The following is a 16801-nucleotide window of genomic DNA, read 5'->3' on the forward strand; positions in this document are numbered from 1 at the left end:
CCGCCCATGCCGTCGGCGACGAGCATCAGCAGCGCCTCGCGCGAATAGCAGTACGCCAGGCGGTCCTGGTTCGAACTGCGCTTGCCGATGCGGCTGTCCTGGTAAATGGTGAACTTCACGGTCGCTTCCTTATGTGCGTCCGATAAAGGACTTCAATCTGGCGCCCAGGTCGCCGAAGAGGCCCGCGTGCACCGGGTCGCCTTCGGCCTTGCGCAGCAGGGCTTTTTGCAGCGAATACACGCTCTGCGGACGGGCCAGCGGATCGAGCTTCAGGCACCAGTCGATGGTCTGCAGCAACTGCTCGGAGTACTTGCCGGCGTTCGACTTGACGGTCGGCGTCAGCGTGTCGCGCTTGACGCGGTCGTCGGCGCGCGGCGGCGCGGAGCCCGTGACGCACGCATAGAGGCTCGCGCCGACGCTGTAGATGTCGCTCCAGGGGCCCAGCGCGTCGCGGTTCTCGTATTGCTCGGGCGAGGCGAAGCCGGGCGTGTACATCGGCTTGAGGATCGGCTGGTCGCTCATCAGCGTCTGGCGCGCCGCGCCGAAGTCGAGCAGCACCGGCGTGCCGTCGTTGCGCAGATAGATGTTCGAGGGCTTGATGTCCAGATGCAGCAGCTTGTGCGCATGCACTTCGCGCAGGCCGTTCAGCATGCGCGTGAACACCGCGCGAATGAAGGTCTCGCGCACCTGCCCGCGGTATTTCTGGATATAGTCGTGAAGTGTGCGTCCGCGCTCGAAGCGCATGACCATGTAAACTGTCGCGTTGGCGCGGAAAAAGTTGAGCACCTGCACGACGTTCGGGTGCATCAGCTTCGCAAGCGAGCGGCCTTCCTCGAAGAAGCACTTCATGCCGTAGCGGAAGGCCGGCAGGTGCTCCTCGGTGACCTGCGGCTCGAACTCCCCGTCCTTGCGCAGCGCCAGCGAATTGGGCAGATATTCCTTGATCGCAACCGGCGTGCCTTCCGGATCGTGCGCCAGATACACGATCGAGAACCCGCCGAGAGACAGCTGCCGCTCGATTCGGTATTGATCCAGCTGATAACCGGCGGGAAGAGGGCAGTTGGTTTGCGACGGCATTATGGGGGAAGGCGAATCTTCGGCTTTCCACGACAAATTCATTGGTGCCCGCAGTGTACAGGAACATGGCGGGTTCCCGGAGTAGAGCAGACATGATCCATAGCATGACCGGTTTCGCGGTCCAGACCCGCGACCTTGGGCAGGTGAGCCTGAATCTCGAGCTGCGCAGCGTCAATTCGCGCTATCTCGACCTCTTTTTCCGCATCGGCGACGAACTGCGCCAGGCCGAACCGGCTTTGCGCGAGCTGATCACGGGTCGACTGACGCGCGGCAAGGTCGAATGCCGCCTCAACCTGCATACGAACGGCGCGGCGCCCCGCAACCTTGCGCTCAATGCCGGGCTGCTCGACCAGCTGCGCGAGGCGCAGGCGCGCGTGCGCGCGAGCCTGCCCGAAGCCTCGCCGCTGAGCGTGTCGGAAGTGCTGCGCTGGCCCGGCATGCTCGCCGACGACGGAGTCGGCTTCAACGAGCTGCAGCCGGCGCTGCTCGAAATGGCGCGCGCCGCGCTCGACGAATTCGTCGCCACGCGCCGCCGCGAAGGCGAGAAGCTCGCGACGATGATCACCGAGCGTCTGGTGCGCATGCGCGAACTCGTCGCGCTCGCGCAGCCGCGCGTGCCCGAGATCGTCGCCGACTACCAGGAGCGTCTGTCGACGCGCCTGCGCGAAGCGGTCGCCTCGCTCGACGAGGACCGCATCCGTCAGGAAGTCGCACTGTTTGCCCAGCGCATCGACGTCGCCGAGGAACTATCGCGCCTGACGGCCCACCTCGAGGAGGTCGCCCGAATCCTCAAGGCCGGGGGCGCCGCCGGCAAGCGGCTGGACTTCCTGATGCAGGAGCTGAACCGCGAAGCCAACACACTCGCCTCGAAGTCTGCCGCCACCGACATCACCGGCGTCGCGATGGAGATGAAGGTGCTGATCGAGCAGATGCGCGAGCAGGTGCAGAACATCGAGTAAAGCGCTTCTGCCTCAGCCCTTGCCGTACGCCCGCTCGACGCGGGCGATGCGCAGTTCGAAGTGCTCGTACCACGCGCGCCGGCCGAGTTCGCGCGCGACGGTGTGTTCGGCGTGGGCTTTCCAGTCGGCGATCGCTTCGGGCGAGCTCCAGTAGGAGACCGTGATGCCGAATCCGTCGGCGTCGCGTGCGCTCTCGGCCCCGAGGTAGCCCGGCTGCTGCGCCGCGAGTTCCGCCATGCGCTCCGCCATGTGGCCGTAGCCCTGGTCGCCAGCGGTGCGCCGCGAGCTGAAGATCACCGCATAGTAAGGCGGTTCGGGGGTGGTCGCGAAGGCCGGATCGCTCATGCTCAATGCCGCGTCTGCGCGGAGGCTTCTTCGGGGGCCTTCTCATTGACGACGCCCGCGCCGTGCGGCGCGGCGAGGAATTCCGGCAGAGCTTCGGCGATGAAGGAAAAGCGTGTCAGCGACGGACAGCGGGTGGGCGGAATCAGGCCCGGCAGCAGCTGCTGCGTGAATTGCCACGCGACCGCCGCGCTCACGCCCGCCTGGTCGATGGTATCGCGGTCGACGGCGAGCGGCTGGCGCGAAATCTCGTTTTCGAGCGCATCGTAGGCGGCCAGCAATTGCCCGGTGATGCGCGTCGCCCAGGGCTCGTGCTGCTTCTCGGTGGGTCGCAGCTGGCGCTCATAGACGAGCTGCACGCTCTTTTCGCATGCGGCGAGGACAAGCCCGATGATGCGCAGCGCATGCAGGCGCTCGGGGATCGCCTTCGGCATCAGTGAGCGGCGCGCCGCGGCGAGCGCTTCCGCGTAGTCGAGGATCAGCGTCGAGTCCATCAGGACCGTGCCGTCGTCGCAGATCAGCGTGGGCGCCTTGACGACGGGGTTGTGCTCGCGGAATTCGTCGAAGCTGCGGAAGACCGACAGCGAGCGGTGTTCGAAGGGCAGGCCGAGCAGTTGCAGGGACACGGCGACGCGACGGACGTAGGGTGAATCGAGCATTCCGATGAGCAGCATGGGACCTCCGTGAGCAAGACGTCTGGGTGCTTTGGAAACCCAGAGCGTAGCACTTCGCTGCGGGGACGGTGGGGTGCCGGGCAAGGCGACGTGTGACACCGCGTGTCATGCGCCGGCACTGCTACTCCAGCTTCGCGCCCTTCTCGCGTAACAGCTCACGCAGGATCGAGCGGTGGCAGTGCGATTCGTCCTCGCAGTAGCAGCCGACCGAGAAGTTCGTCTGATGCGACAGCGCCGCGAGCACATCGAGGCTGCGGCTCGCATCCGGCGCCGCCATCTCGTGGCGAAAGTGTTTGACGAAGGCCTGCCACTCCGCGGGCGTCGTCGCGTGTTGTGCCATCTTCATCGTCTCGACGCTGGGTGCGAGGTTCGGATACCAGACGTCGTACCAGTTCTGCGACGCGAACTCGGTTTTCGGTACGCCACGCGGAGGCCGGCGCACGGTGCCGATGCGCAGCCCTTCGTCGGCGGCCCTTGGCGTGCCCAGGCGGACGATGCGCAAGACCATCTGCGTTCTCCCCGATTGTTGTGCAGCGATTGTCGTGCGGCGAGCGACGGCGGCTTCGTCACGCCGCCTTGGAGAATCCCTTATACACCCGCTGCACCGTGTCGGCGCCATGCCAGCGCTCCAGGCGCCGGATGATGAAATGGCCGCGCGCCATGCCCTGGAAGTGGTCGATGAATACCGTGTTGATGACGGCTCCGCCGATCGCACCGACCACCGGCACGGCCTGCGCGGCGACTTTCTGCGATACGTTGATCGAAAATCGCGACGCAATCTGCGTGATGAGTTGCAGGATCACCGGCGCGCCCTGCTGGACGGCGCCGCGTTGCGCGAGGTGCCGCGCCGCTTCCGACACTGCCTTGGCCATTGCGGCGCGGGCAGTGAAATAGGCTGTCTCGGCGGCGTCGTCGCTGCTTGAACGCCCGCCGAGCGCCAGCACCTGCATGCATTGCAGGCGCGCCTCGACGTCGCGCAGGTCTTCGCCTTCGCTGCGCGCGATGTCCGCGATCGATCGCAGTATGATCGTCGTCGATACCGGCAGTTCGATCGCGAGCGCTGGCAGGCCGAAAGCCCCGCCCGCCGCGCCCGCGGTGCCCGCGGCGAGCTTGTGCCAGCGGTTCGACGGCGCCTCGGCCGCGTCGTGATCGAGCGTGCGCAGGGCGACGTCAAGCGCGGTTTCGATGGCCTTGTGCGTCGCGCCGATCACGGCGGCGTTCCATCGTTTGGGCAGCAGTTCGAATCCGCGTTCGATCGGCGAACCCACGGCGGCGCTGATCCGCGCGGCAAGACCGGGGTTTTCCAGCAGCCGCCACGCAAGTTCCAGTTCCGCGATTTCCGTCGATGACAGTTCCATCCGTCCGTGCCTCGTCATTGCATCGTCTTGGCATTTCGACGTGCGGCGAGGGGCAAAGGTTCGGCTCCGCCTGTTTGGCCGGAGTCGGCCGTCACTGCTTCCTGGTGTGACGGGTTGCGGCGAGGGCGACAAGCGCGATTCCGATCAGCGCGAGCACCTCCGGTTCCGGTATCGCGAGCGCCGACGGTCCTGCAGCGGAGGACGCGGTTTCCGTGGCGCTGTCGAACAGGAACAGACGGTAGCTCGCGCTGAAAATGCCGCGGGTCTCGCTGGCGGTCCAGCTCGTGTAAGCGCCGCCGACACCGGCGAGCGCAAGCACTTGCGAGACGTCACCGAGCGATGGCCCGCTGAGATCGACGCTGGCCAGATCCATGATCACCGGATCGAGCGAGAGGTCGAAGGTATACCGGCCGAGGCTTACCGGTGCGCGTCCGGCAAGCAGCGATCCGAAGTCGATCGCGAACTGCGAGTCGCCGACGCGATAGGCATAGGCGTCCCCGTCCCCGGTCCAGGCCATGACGAAGGTCGTCGTGCCGCTGATCGCCGCCGCGGTACCGGAGTCCGTGGATGAAGGGGTCGGTCCGCTGCGCACGACGGTGAGCGAGGCGAGGCCGGCGTAGCCGTCGGGATTGGCGTCGGGGGTGAGCGGCAGTGCGTGCGCGAGTAGCGGAAGGGTAGCGGCGAGCGTCGTCACGATTGCCGCCAGCCATCGCTTCGGGGGGTTTGGCATTTCGACCTACCTTTGTCGGTAAAAATTACCGAACGATTGAGACGGGTAATGACGAGCAGTTTCTGTGCCGAATTTATAACTCATTGAGTTGCAAGGAAGGATATTCCTTGTTTGGTAGGTGCATTGGGCGAAATGTAAATAAATCCGACAGCGTTAGTCGGATATTCGCATACCGATTTTCGGGTACATTCCGTTAAGGGAGGCCGCGTTCCTAACGCTGCCCATATCCCCCGGTCTCGATCATTCCGAACGCGCCGTGGCGGATCGCGACGATCCGGGACCGCATGTCGGCGAGTCACCCGTATGACGAGTCCTCATTTGCACGAAGCCCGCGCCCGGTTTATCTTCCGCGGGCCGAAACCAATGCGACGTCCGCGCCAAGACTCCGTGATGCCTGTCTCCCGCCCCTCCTGCCGTACTGCACTGCGCATGACCTCGGTCGTCGGGAGCCTCGCTTGAAGGGCGCGCGCGACGTCGCGGCGCTCGGGCAGGTATTCACGCCGGAGTCGGTCGTGCAAGCGATGCTCGCCTTGCGCCGCAATCGCGGCCGCGTGCTGGAGCCGTCGTGCGGCGACGGCGCCTTCCTGCAGCATCTGCCGACTGCGATCGGCATCGAATTCGACCCGGCGCATTGCCCGCGCGGCGCGCTCAACGTCGACTTCTTCGCCTATCCCGAAGCCGAACGCTTCGACACGATCATCGGCAACCCGCCCTACGTCCGCTTCCAGGACATCCCGCCGGAGACGCGCAAGCTGCTGCAGGCCGAGCATTTCGACGGCCGCTCGAACCTCTACCTCTTCTTCATCGAGAAGTGCCTGCGCCATCTTGCGCCGGGCGGAGAGCTGATCTTCATCACGCCGCGCGACTTCCTGAAGGTGACGTCTGCGGTGAAGCTCAACCGCCTGATGCTCGCCGCCGGGACGATCACCGACGCGATCGAGCTGGGGGACGCGCGCGTGTTCAACGATGCGGTGCCGAACTGCCTGATCTGGCGCTTCGAGAAGGACAGTTTCGGGCGCACGATGCGCTACGCCGAGATCGGCAGCGCCGACGACCTGACCGCGGCACTCGCGGCGCCGTCCTGGCAGACGCGCCATCTGCTCGAATGCGGCGGTCACCTGATGTTTGCGCGCGGCGATTATCCGCTGCGCCTGTCCGACGTCGCCTTCGTCAAGGTCGGAGCGGTGTCGGGGGCGGACCACATCTATGCCGACGAGCACGTGGGCAACCGCGACTTCGTCTGCTCGTCGACGGTCAAGACCGGGCATACGCGACGCATGCTATGGGTCGAGCCGGGCGAGCCGCCGCCGGCGGCGCTCGTGCCGCACAAGGACCGCCTGATCACGCGCCGCGTGCAGCCTTTCGACGAGCGCAACTGGTGGCATTGGGGGCGTGGCTACTTCCAGTCCGCGCTGCCGCGCGTATATGTCAACGGCCGCACCCGCCAGGCGCGCCCCTTCTTCCTGCACGATTGTCCGCATTACGACGGCGCCGTGCTGGCGGTGTTTCCGCGCCGCACCGACGTCGATCTCGCCGCCTTCCGCGACGCCCTGAACGTCGTGGACTGGGCCGACCTCGGCTTCGTCTGCGACGGTCGTTACATCTTCACGCAGCGCAGTCTGGAAAATGCGCCGCTGCCGGAGCACTTTCGCCCCTTTGCCGCAGTCTGAACGACACGGGCGCGATCTACTGTAATATTGGCCGCAAACTATCCGCCGCAGTGCGCCCGCCTGCGGCGCTTTTTTCGGGAAATCCCTCATGGTCCCTCACCTGACGACCGCGCTGACCGGTCCGCTGCTGGAACTGGAAAAGCGTTTTCTCGACCACGCCACCGAAATCGAGCGCTGGATGCGCACGCAGTGGCAGGATCACACGCCGCCTTTCTATGCTTCGACCGACCTGCGAAATTCCGGCTTCAAGCTCGCCCCGGTGGACCTGAACCTCTTCCCCGGTGGCTGGAACAATCTCAACGATGCCTTCATGCCGCTGTGCGTGCAGGCGGCGCAGGACGCGATCGAGCGCGTCTGCCCGGACGCGCGCCAGCTGCTGCTAATCCCCGAAAACCACACGCGTAACCAGTTCTATCTGCAGAACGTCGCGAAGCTCGTCTCGGTGCTGCAACTGACCGGCCTCGACGTGCGCGTGGGCTCGCTCTTGCCCGAGGTCACGGCCCCGACGACGCTCGAACTCGCCAACGGCGGCACGCTGACGCTCGAGCCGCTGGAGCGCCGCGGCACGCGTCTCGGGCTCGCGAACTTCGATCCCTGCGCGATCCTGCTCAACAACGATTTGTCGGGCGGCATCCCGAGCATCCTGAAAGGGCTCGACGAGCAGTGGCTGATCCCGCCGCTGCATGCGGGCTGGCACCGCCGCCGCAAGTCGATCCACCAGGCGGCCTATGATCGCGTGGCACGCGAGTTCGCCGATGTGATCGGCATCGACCATTGGCGCATCAACCCTGAGTTCGGCGTCTGCGGCCAGATCAATTTCCAGGAGCGCACGGGCGAGGAATGCCTCGCCGCGCAGGTCGATAGCCTCTTGCGCCGCATCCGCGAGAAGTACAAGGAATATGAGGTCGACGAGACCCCCTTCGTCGTCGTGAAGGCCGACGCCGGCACCTACGGTATGGGCGTGATGACGGTGCGCGATGCGTCCGAAGTGAAGGGCCTCAATCGCCGCCAGCGCAACAAGATGAGCGTCGTCAAGGAAGGCCTGCAGGTCCACGAAGTGATCATCCAGGAAGGCGTGCACACCTTCGAGACGGTCGATGAGGCGGTCGCGGAGCCGGTCGTCTACATGATGGACCGCTTCGTCGTCGGCGGTTTCTACCGCGTGCACACCGAGCGCGGCCGCGACGAGAACCTCAACGCGCCGGGCATGCACTTCAAGCCGCTCGCGTTCCAGACCTGCTGCTCGCTGCCCGACTGCCGCCAGTCGCCGGACGCCGCGCCGAACCGCTTCTACGCCTATGGTGTGGTCGCGCGCTTGGCACTGCTGGCCGCCTCGGTCGAGATCGAGGAAACCGCGCCGGCCGAAGCCGACCTCGTGGCTTGAGTGAGGGGTGAGGGGGGAATGACCAGCCCGATGTCGCGTAGCCTGAAGATCGCCTTCATCGTCGATCCGCTCGACAAGCTCAAGGCCTACAAGGATTCCAGCATCGCGATGATGCGCGAGGCCGCCGCGCGCGGCCATGCGGTGTTCACGATCCGGCGCGAGGCCTTGACCTGGCGCGATGGCGTCGTCGCGGCGCGCGCGCTTGCGATCCGCCCGACCGCCAACGACCATGCATGGTACGAGCCCGGCGACGAAGCCGTGCTGCCGCTCACCGCCTACGACGCAGTGATCATGCGCCAGGATCCGCCCTTCGACTTCGAGTACGTGACGGCGACCTGGATGCTGGAGCATGCCGTCGCCGGTGGCGCGCGCATCTTCAACGATCCGCGCGCGATCCGTGATCACTCGGAGAAGCTCGCGATCTGCGAATTCCCGCAGCTCGCGCCGACCACGCTGGTCGCGCGCGACGCCTCCGATCTCCACGCCTTCATCGACGAACTCGGCGACGCGATCCTGAAGCCGCTCGACGGAATGGGCGGGAGCCAGATCTTCCGCGTGCGCAAGGACGACCCGAACCGCAACGTCATCGTCGAGACGCTGACGCACGAAGGCCGCCGCACGATCATGGCGCAGCGCTTCCTGCCGGAGATCGTGGAGGGCGACAAGCGCGTGCTGATCGTCGGCGGCGAAGTCGTGCCGTATTCCCTCGCGCGCATCCCGAAGGCGGGCGAGACGCGCGGCAATCTCGCCGCGGGCGGGCGGGGCGTGGCGATGCCGCTGACCGAACGCGAACGCGAGATCGCCGAGACGCTCGCGCCGGTGCTCGCGGCGCGCGGCCTGCTGATCGTCGGGCTCGACGTCATCGGCGGGCATCTCACCGAGATCAACGTCACCAGTCCCACCTGCTTCGTCGAGATCGCCACCCAGACCGGTTTCCCGGTTGCGGGCCTCTTCGTCGACAAGCTCGAGCAGGCCTGCCGCTGATGGCGGGGGCGGCGATCCTGCGCCGCGTGCGCGCGGCGTTCGCGGCGCTGGTCGTTGTGGCGCTGCTCGCGTCCTGCGCCAAGCCGCCGGAACTGCATCGCCAGGAAGGCTATGTCTTCGGCACGCGCGTCGATCTGACGGTCTACGGCGAGTCGGCCGAGGATTCCGCTGCGGCGATGAACGAGGTGCTGCGCGAATTCGATCGCCTGCACCGCACTTACCACGCATGGCAGCCGTCCGAACTCACCGCGCTGAACGAGTCCATCGGGCGCGGGGAAGTGGCGACAGTGTCCGACGAGCTCGCCGGCATGCTGAAGGACGCGGCCCGCCTGTCCGAACTGGGGGATTCGCTGTTCAACCCGGCGCTCGGCGAGCTGATTGCGCTGTGGGGCTTCCAGGCCGACGAATTTGTCGCCCGCCTGCCTGATCCGGACGGGATACGAACGGTGCTCGACGCGCGGCCGCGGATGAGCGACCTCGTGATCGAGGGCAATCGCGTCAGCAGCCGAAACCCCTCGGTGCGCCTCGACCTCGGCGGCTACGCGAAGGGCTACGCGCTCGATCGCGCGGCGGCGATCCTGCGCGCGCGCGGCATCCACAACGCGCTGATCAACATCGGCGGCAACGTCATGGCGCTCGGCAAGAAGGGCGACGCGCCGTGGCGGCTGGGCCTGCAGCATCCGCGCAAGCCCGAGCCGATGGCGACGCTGCCGCTCTACGACGGCGAGGCGATCGGGACCTCGGGCGACTACCAGCGTTACTTCGAGCTCGACGGCGTGCGTTACTCGCACCTGATCGACCCTCGCACCGGCGCCCCCGCGACGGCGACGCAGTCGATGACGGTGCTGGTCACGCCGCGCGCGAATGCCGGCACGCTGTCCGACGCCGCGAGCAAGGCCCCCTTCATTGCCGGCGACGGCTGGCGCGAGTACACGCGCCGCTACGGCATCGACCATGCGCTGCGCGTGGCGGCCGACGGTCACATCGAGGTCACGCGCGAACTGCGCGCGCGGCTGCAGTTCATGGAAGGCGTCGGACCCATCACCGTCGTCGACTGAGCCGCAGAGCGGCAGCGCACCCTATGCCACCGATCCGCCCCCATCTCGATCGTTTCGCCGTCACATTGATGGTCGGGCTGTGCACGATCTGGGGTCTGCAGCAGGTTGCAATCAAGGTCGCGAGCGTCGGCGTGTCGCCGATGTGGCAGGCGGGATTGCGTTCGCTCGGCGCGACTCTCGTGATCTGGGTCTGGGCGCGCGGTCGGGGCCTGCGGCTGGCCGAGCCTGATCGGACGCTGCTGCCGGGACTCGTCGCCGGACTGCTCTTTGCCGCCGAGTTCGCGCTGATCTTCGCCGCGCTCCAATACACGAGCGCGTCGCGCGGCGTGATCTTCCTCTATACCGCGCCCTTCATGGTCGCCGTCGGCGCGGTGTGGCTGCTGCCGCACGAACATATGCGCCGCCCCCAGTGGATCGGCATGGCGCTCGCCTTCGTCGGTGTCGTCGCGCTCTTCGGCGAAAGCCTGCTGCGGCCGTCCGGCCGCGCCTGGATCGGCGACCTGATGATGCTCGGCGCCGCGGTCATGTGGGCCGCGACGACGCTGACGGTCAAGGCCAGTCCCCTTGCGCGGGCATCGGCCGAGAAGACGCTGCTCTACCAGCTCGGCGTGTCGGCGCTCGTCCTGCTGCCGCTGTCGCCGGCCCTCGGTGAGCCCGGCCTGTTCGCTCCGACGCCTTCGGTGTGGGCGAGCCTCGTCTTCCAGACCGTGATTGTCGCCGCGGCAAGCTATCTCGCGTGGTTCTGGCTGATCTCGCAGTATTCGACGACCCGCCTGTCGTCCTTCTCCTTCCTGACCCCGGTGATGGGCGTGCTCGCTGGCGCGCTGCTGCTCGGCGAAACGCTGACGCCCGCGATCTACGGCGCGCTGCTGCTGGTCGGCACCGGGATCTGGATCGCCAACCGGCCGGCTCCGGGCAAGTGACGGGGCGTCCGCCTCACCCGGCGCCTGCCTCCTCGCGTAGCCAGTCCGCGAAGCAGGCGACTTCGCGGCGCGGCGTCCCCGGCCCGAGCACCAGCCAGTAGCCGCGATCGGTCATCTCCAGCCGGCCGTTGCCGACGACGGCAAGGCGCCCCTCGGCGACCAGCTGATCGACCAGGCGTTCGCGCCCGATCGCAATGCCCTGGCCCGCGACCGCAGCCTGGATCAGCTGGTCGTAGTGATTGAAGACGAGCACTGCGCGCGGTCGCACGTTCTCGAGCTTCATCGCGGCGAGCCAGTCCGTCCAGCGCAGCCAGGGATAGTGCGGATCGTCGAAGTCGAGCAGCGTCGTCTCCGGCAAGGTCCGTGCGTCAAGCGGGCGTGCCGCGATCGTCGGCGTTGCGACCGGAATCACCGTCTCGCCGAAGAGGCGTTCCGCCCCGGGCGGCGCCTCGCGGTTCGCGCAGTAGCGGACTGCGATGTCGATGTCTTCGCGCGCGAGATCGAGCGTCCGATTGCTCGCCGCCACCCGCACGTCGATATCCGGATGCCGCTGCTGGAAGCGCGACAGCCGCGGCACGAGCCATAACGCCGAAATGCCGATGCTCGCTGTCACGGTCACGGGACGTGGTCCGGAGTGGGCGAGCGCGTCGGCGAGCGCCGCGTACTCTTGCAGCCAGCCTTCGGCGGCGCGCGCGAGGCGTTCGCCCTCGGGGGTCAGTGCAAGGCTGCGCACGCCGCGCACGAAGAGCGGCACGCCGAGCGCTGTCTCCAGCGTCTGCACCTGCCGGCTGATCGCCGACTGCGTGAGGAAGAGCTCTTCGGCCGCGTGCGTGAAGCTCAGGTGGCGCGCCGCGGCGACAAAGCCGCGCAGCGGGTCCAGCGGCGGAATCTTTCCGAGCGGCTTATGCATGAGATTTGTGCATGCGACAGATGCGGTTTTTCCGTTTGCTCCGGCATTTATGAATGACGATACTTCACGCGTGGCAAAAGCGGTAGCGCCGCATCACGACGACGCGCCCTGCGCCCACGAGGAGTAAAAAAATCATGCATACACATACTGAATTCACCCGCGTGACGCTGTCGGCGCGGGAGTCGATGGTTCTCGATCACACGAAGGGCGCCGAAGTCACGGTGCGCAAGGGCTGCATCTGGCTCACGCAGCACGGCGACGGGCGCGACATCGTGCTGAAGACCGGCCAATCCTTCACACTGTCCTTCGACGCCGGTGCGCTGATGACGGGCATCAGCAACGCCGAGGTGATCATTCACAAGTCCTTCGGCGCCGCCAATCGTCGCGGGCATCGGGGCGGCTGGCTGGAACGCATCGCAAGCCTGCTGCACGGCCAACCGGCCAACTCCGTGCGTCGCGTCGCCTGAAAAAGCAGGCTGGGCCGCGATGGGCTACAGTTAGAGCCTGCCTTCGAGGAGCCCGGCGATGTCCCGTCCCCGCATCGAATTCTGGTACGAATTTGCGAGTTCCTACTCGTATCTCTCGGTGATGCGCATCGAGGGGCTGGCGGAGCGGGCCGGCGTCGAGGTCGAGTGGCGGCCCTTCCTGCTCGGGCCGGTCTTTCTCGCGATGGGTTGGAACGACTCGCCCTTCAACATCTACCCGCCCAAGGGACGCTACATGTGGCGTGACCTCGCGCGGCTCGCGGCGAAGTACGAGCTGCCCTTCCAGATGCCGAGCCGTTTTCCGCGCAGCGGCATCCTCGCCGCGCGGGTCGCGCTGCTCGGCGCGGAGGAGGACTGGGTCGCACCCTTCTCGCGTGCCGTGTTGCGCGCGAACTTCGCCGAGGACCGCGACATCGGCGAGGCCGGAGTGATCGGGGAGATCCTGTCTGAGCTGAGCCTGCCGGCGCAGCGCCTGCTCGACGAGGCCGTCACCGACGACAACAAGCTCGCCTTGCGCCGTCAGACCGAGAGGGCGAGCGAGCTGGGACTCTTCGGAGCACCGAGCTTCCGCGTCGGGGAGGAGCTCTTCTGGGGCAACGACCGGCTCGAAGACGCGCTCGAATGGGCGCGCTGTAACGGCTAGCGGTCCGAGCTCAAGACTCGCGCGCGCGGCTACTTGGCGGGTGCGCCCTGCGCGCTTTCCTTTTCCTTCTGCGCCTTGTCTTCCTGATACTTGCGCAGCTTGCGGTCGTAGCGGTCCTTGTCTTCACGCGCCTCGGCGGCGCGCTCGGCTGCATCCGCATTGGCCTTAGCCCGTTCGCGGGCCTTGGCGGCGTCCTTCACCTTCTGGGCGGCTTTCTGCTGCTCGACCGCCTTGACCGCGTTCTCCTGCCGTTCGCGCTGTGTCTGCGCCACCGACGGGTCGGGCGGCAGGACCTGTGACGTCGGGTCAGTCTCGGGGGCGGGCCGGGTCGGTGCATCGGTGCCTGCGCTGCGTCCGGATTCGACGGCCGCACGGCGTTTCTGCCCCGTCTCGATCTTGCTGGCTTCGATCTCCATCGCGCGTGCCTTGCGAACGGTCACCAGCCGCGCTTCCTTCGCCTTGGTGACGCAGCGATTGACCAGCACCACCTTGCGGCAGGCGAGCTGCTGCGCCTCGAGTTCAGCGTCGGCCTTGCCGCGCAACGACTTGGCCTCGTCGCGTAGCGCTGCGGCGCGGGCAAGTTCGGCGGCGTCGGCGGCGGCAGCGGCGTCGGCCTCGTCGTTAGCGTTGGCGGCCGCAACGGCGGAAAGAGGCAGGGCGCATGCGAAGGCGAGCAGCAGGAGCGGAAGGCGGGGCACGATGTCGTGGAGCGGTCGAAGAACAGGGATGGTTAGGATAACGCCTTTGCCGCCCGATTCGCTGACCGCGCTTGCAGCCCGATACGATATGAGGCCCGACGATCCCTTGCGTAGAATGTCGCCTTTGCCTTTCGAAGCCTCGTCGTGATCCAGTTTCGTAACCTCCGCCTCGCGCGCGGCGCCAAAATCCTCGTCGACAACGTCTCGCTGCAGATCCACCCCGGCTGGCGCGTCGGCCTGACGGGAGCCAACGGCACCGGCAAGTCCAGCCTCTTTGCGCTCTTGCGCGGCGGGCTGCACCAGGACCAGGGCGATCTCGACATCCCCGCAGGCTGGCAGATCGCGCACGTCGCGCAGGAGACGCCGGCGCTCGCGAAGGCGGCGATCGAATATGTGCTCGACGGCGACGCCGAACTGCGTGACGTCGAAGCGAAGCTCGCCGCGGCCGAAGCGGCACATGACGGCGCTCACATCGGAGAGCGCCACGCGCGACTGCACGAGATCGGCGGCTACGCGGCGCGCGCCCGTGCGGCGGCACTCCTCGACGGCTTGGGCTTCGTCGGCAACGACGCGGAGCGGCCGGTGTCGGATTTCTCCGGCGGCTGGCGCATGCGGCTCAATCTCGCGCAGGCGCTGATGTGCCGCTCGGATCTCTTGCTCCTCGACGAGCCCACCAACCACCTCGACCTCGACGCCGTGTTGTGGCTCGAACAGTGGCTGCGCGACTACCGCGGCACGCTGCTGCTGATCTCGCACGACCGCGAGTTCCTCGACGCCTGCGTCACGCACATCGCGCACATCGAACAGCAGCGCCTGACGCTCTACACCGGCGGCTACTCGGACTTCGAGCGCCAGCGCGCCGAACGCCTGTCGCAGCAGCAGTCGATGTTCGAGAAGCAGCAGCGCGAGATCGCGCACATCGAGGACTACATCCGCCGCTTCCGCGCGAAGGCCACCAAGGCGCGCCAGGCGCAGAGCCGTATCAAGGCGCTGGAGCGCATGGAGCGCATCGCCGCCGCCCATATCGACACCGCCTTCAGCTTCACCTTCCGCGAAGCGCCGCCCGCGCCGGACCCGCTGCTGCAGATCGAGGATGGCGCCGTGGCCTATGGCGATCGCACGGTGCTCGACCGCGTCCGCCTCACGTTGCGTCCCGGCGAACGGGTGGGCCTGCTCGGGCGCAACGGCGCCGGCAAGTCGACGCTGATCAAGCTGCTGTCGGGCGGCCTGCCGCTCGCCGCCGGTACCCGCACCGAAGGCAAGGGTCTCGCGATCGGCTACTTCGCGCAGCATCAGCTCGAAACCCTGCGCCCCGACGAATCCCCGCTGCAGCACCTGACGCGTCTCGACCCGGCGACGCGCGAGCAGGAACTGCGCGACTACCTCGGCGGCTTCGATTTCCGCGGCGATGGCGTCGGTAGCAGCTCGACGCCGGCGACGACCCCCTGCGGCCCCTTCTCGGGTGGCGAAAAATCGCGCCTCGCGCTCGCGCTGATGATCTGGCAGCGGCCCAACCTGCTGCTGCTCGACGAACCGACGAACCACCTCGACCTCGAGATGCGCCACGCACTGACGCTCGCGCTGCAGGACTTCGAAGGCGGCATGGTGCTCGTGTCGCACGACCGGGCGCTCTTGCGCGCGACCTGCGACCGCTTCGTACTTGTCGACGACGGCCGCATCCAGCCCTTCGACGGCGACCTCGACGACTACCGCGACTGGCTCGCCGAGCGTCGCGCGCAGGTGGCGGAAGCGGCGAAATGCCCGGACCGCGCCGCCGACAAGGCCGCGCGCAAGGCCGAACGCGAGCAGTCCGCCGCCGAGCGTCAGGCACGTCTTGCCGCCCGCCGCCCGCTAGTCAAGGAACTCGATCAGATCGAAAAGAAGATGGCCGGCTGGCAGGGCGAGAAGAAGCTGCTCGATGCGCGCCTCGCCGACCCGGCGCTCTACACGTCGGGCGACACGAGCCAGCTGCAGACGCTCCTCAAGCGCCAGGCCGAGCTCGCCGACTGGATCGACACCGCCGAGCTGCGCTGGCTGGAAATCTCGGAGACGCTGGAGTCGCTGCCGGCGGACTGAGGGTGCGGCACGTCGCGGGGCGGGAGTCCGGCCCGCCCTGTGTCCCGCGATGCCTTGGGATCAGGCGCCTGCGATCCACCGCGCCGGGTCGATGCCCCACTTGTCGAAGTCTTCGTGCTCGATGATCACGTCGTTCGACTTCGCCAGGTCCACGAGCTGCGGCGTTACGTAGCAGCGCTTGAGCGCGTCGAACATCACGAGCACGGTCGGCTGCAGCAGGTGCTCGCTGTTTTGCCCCTGCACGACGGCGAGCTTGCCGCTTTCGAGGCGTACCAACGAGCCGCTCGGATAGATGCCGACCGAGCGGATGAAGGTGTGCACGAGCTTGGGGTCGAAGTGGTACTTGCTCCATTCGAGGAGCTTCCTCAGCGCCTGCGTCGGCGGCATGCCCTTGTGGTAGACGCGATTCGACGTGATCGCGTCGTAGACGTCGACGATCGCCCCCATCTGCCCATACAGGCTGATCTCGCTGCCCTTGAGCTTGTTCGGATAGCCCGTGCCGTCGTAGCGCTCGTGGTGCTGTGCGGCGACGTCGAGCGCGATCTCGCTGATGCCCGGCGTGTGCTGAAGGATGATCTTGCTCTGCACGACGTGCGATTTCATCTTGTCGAACTCGGCCTCGGTCAGCTTGGCCGGCTTGTTGAGGATGTCGTCGGGCACCTTGGCCTTGCCGACGTCGTGCAGCAGCGCGCCGATCGAGATCTCCTTGATGACCTCGCGCGGTAGCTCCAGTGTGCGCGCGAAGCTCGTCAGCAGCGCGCACACCGACACCGAGTGCATGAAGGTGTAGTCGTCGTGGTCCTTCAGGTGCAGCAACGGCAGCAGCGCAT

18 protein-coding genes and 1 pseudogene are annotated in these 16801 nt (G+C 67.0%); 9 read left to right on the forward strand and 10 right to left on the reverse strand.

Translation table 11 applies throughout. The annotated features are described in order from the left end of the window. Nucleotides 1-119 (reverse strand): annotated as a pseudogene (locus VJ673_RS24085) (serine/threonine-protein phosphatase); the annotation flags it as partial. Between the two features lie 10 nt (nt 120-129). After that, the gene (locus tag VJ673_RS24090) at nt 130-1077 is read right to left on the reverse strand and encodes a serine/threonine protein kinase (protein WP_324128725.1); all 948 of its coding nucleotides are present in this window, start codon (nt 1075-1077) and stop codon (nt 130-132) included. A 92-nt stretch (nt 1078-1169) separates the two neighbouring features. Here VJ673_RS24090 and VJ673_RS24095 point away from each other — a divergent pair, with 92 nt between their 5' ends. Continuing rightward, nucleotides 1170-2036 carry a YicC/YloC family endoribonuclease gene (locus tag VJ673_RS24095; protein ID WP_324128726.1) on the forward strand — a complete coding sequence of 289 codons (867 nt, stop codon included), beginning with the start codon at nt 1170-1172 and terminating at the stop codon, nt 2034-2036. 12 nt (nt 2037-2048) lie between these two features. Here the strand turns inward: VJ673_RS24095 and VJ673_RS24100 are convergent, their stop codons facing one another. From VJ673_RS24100 to VJ673_RS24120, 5 genes are all read right to left on the reverse strand, one after another. Next, the gene (locus tag VJ673_RS24100; RefSeq protein WP_324128727.1) at nt 2049-2381 is read right to left on the reverse strand and encodes an antibiotic biosynthesis monooxygenase family protein; all 333 of its coding nucleotides are present in this window, start codon (nt 2379-2381) and stop codon (nt 2049-2051) included. 2 nt (nt 2382-2383) lie between these two features. Next, nucleotides 2384-3052 carry a glutathione S-transferase gene (locus VJ673_RS24105; RefSeq protein ID WP_324128728.1) on the reverse strand — a complete coding sequence of 223 codons (669 nt, stop codon included), beginning with the start codon at nt 3050-3052 and terminating at the stop codon, nt 2384-2386. A gap of 121 nt (nt 3053-3173) precedes the next feature. Next, nucleotides 3174-3560, reverse strand: coding sequence for a DUF488 domain-containing protein (locus VJ673_RS24110; RefSeq protein ID WP_324128729.1), 387 nt, complete (start codon nt 3558-3560; stop codon nt 3174-3176). Nucleotides 3561-3618: 58 nt separating this feature from the next. After that, a complete protein-coding gene (locus VJ673_RS24115; RefSeq protein ID WP_324128730.1) occupies nt 3619-4410 on the reverse strand; it encodes an EcsC family protein in 792 nt (263 codons plus the stop codon). A gap of 91 nt (nt 4411-4501) precedes the next feature. Then, nucleotides 4502-5140 carry a PEP-CTERM sorting domain-containing protein gene (locus VJ673_RS24120; RefSeq protein ID WP_324128731.1) on the reverse strand — a complete coding sequence of 213 codons (639 nt, stop codon included), beginning with the start codon at nt 5138-5140 and terminating at the stop codon, nt 4502-4504. Between the two features lie 455 nt (nt 5141-5595). Between VJ673_RS24120 and VJ673_RS24125 the strand changes: the two genes are divergently transcribed. The 5 genes from VJ673_RS24125 (at nt 5596) to VJ673_RS24145 (ending at nt 11159) form a co-directional block, all read left to right on the forward strand. Beyond that, nucleotides 5596-6810: a class I SAM-dependent methyltransferase gene (locus VJ673_RS24125; protein ID WP_324128732.1), complete on the forward strand. Its 1215-nt coding sequence runs from the start codon at nt 5596-5598 to the stop codon at nt 6808-6810. Between the two features lie 88 nt (nt 6811-6898). Then, nucleotides 6899-8194 carry a glutamate--cysteine ligase gene (gene gshA / locus VJ673_RS24130; RefSeq protein WP_324128734.1) on the forward strand — a complete coding sequence of 432 codons (1296 nt, stop codon included), beginning with the start codon at nt 6899-6901 and terminating at the stop codon, nt 8192-8194. A gap of 30 nt (nt 8195-8224) precedes the next feature. Beyond that, nucleotides 8225-9178, forward strand: coding sequence for a glutathione synthase (gene gshB, locus VJ673_RS24135; RefSeq protein WP_324128743.1), 954 nt, complete (start codon nt 8225-8227; stop codon nt 9176-9178). Next, nucleotides 9178-10236 (forward strand): FAD:protein FMN transferase, encoded by a 1059-nt coding sequence (locus tag VJ673_RS24140; protein WP_324128735.1) that lies wholly within the window; start codon nt 9178-9180, stop codon nt 10234-10236. The genes gshB and VJ673_RS24140 overlap by 1 nt, the downstream gene beginning before the upstream one ends. Before the next feature lie 23 nt (nt 10237-10259). After that, nucleotides 10260-11159, forward strand: coding sequence for a DMT family transporter (locus VJ673_RS24145; RefSeq protein ID WP_324128736.1), 900 nt, complete (start codon nt 10260-10262; stop codon nt 11157-11159). Nucleotides 11160-11172: 13 nt separating this feature from the next. On the opposite strand, the gene VJ673_RS24150 is transcribed toward VJ673_RS24145, so the two are convergent. Then, complete coding sequence (locus VJ673_RS24150) at nt 11173-12069, reverse strand: LysR substrate-binding domain-containing protein (protein ID WP_324128737.1); 897 nt, start codon at nt 12067-12069, stop codon at nt 11173-11175. Between the two features lie 134 nt (nt 12070-12203). Here VJ673_RS24150 and VJ673_RS24155 point away from each other — a divergent pair, with 134 nt between their 5' ends. After that, nucleotides 12204-12536: a DUF2917 domain-containing protein gene (locus VJ673_RS24155; protein WP_324128738.1), complete on the forward strand. Its 333-nt coding sequence runs from the start codon at nt 12204-12206 to the stop codon at nt 12534-12536. A 58-nt stretch (nt 12537-12594) separates the two neighbouring features. Next, complete coding sequence (locus tag VJ673_RS24160) at nt 12595-13197, forward strand: 2-hydroxychromene-2-carboxylate isomerase (protein WP_324128739.1); 603 nt, start codon at nt 12595-12597, stop codon at nt 13195-13197. A gap of 29 nt (nt 13198-13226) precedes the next feature. On the opposite strand, the gene VJ673_RS24165 is transcribed toward VJ673_RS24160, so the two are convergent. Then, nucleotides 13227-13895 (reverse strand): hypothetical protein, encoded by a 669-nt coding sequence (locus VJ673_RS24165; protein WP_324128740.1) that lies wholly within the window; start codon nt 13893-13895, stop codon nt 13227-13229. A 144-nt stretch (nt 13896-14039) separates the two neighbouring features. Between VJ673_RS24165 and VJ673_RS24170 the strand changes: the two genes are divergently transcribed. Continuing rightward, nucleotides 14040-15971 carry an ATP-binding cassette domain-containing protein gene (locus tag VJ673_RS24170; RefSeq protein ID WP_324128741.1) on the forward strand — a complete coding sequence of 644 codons (1932 nt, stop codon included), beginning with the start codon at nt 14040-14042 and terminating at the stop codon, nt 15969-15971. 60 nt (nt 15972-16031) lie between these two features. Here the strand turns inward: VJ673_RS24170 and VJ673_RS24175 are convergent. Continuing rightward, the coding region (locus VJ673_RS24175) for an HD-GYP domain-containing protein (protein WP_324128742.1) at nt 16032-16801 on the reverse strand (770 nt) is incomplete at its 5' end.

The sequence above is a fragment of the Aromatoleum sp. genome, assembly GCF_035254505.1.
In the GTDB taxonomy this organism is placed as follows: domain Bacteria; phylum Pseudomonadota; class Gammaproteobacteria; order Burkholderiales; family Rhodocyclaceae; genus Aromatoleum.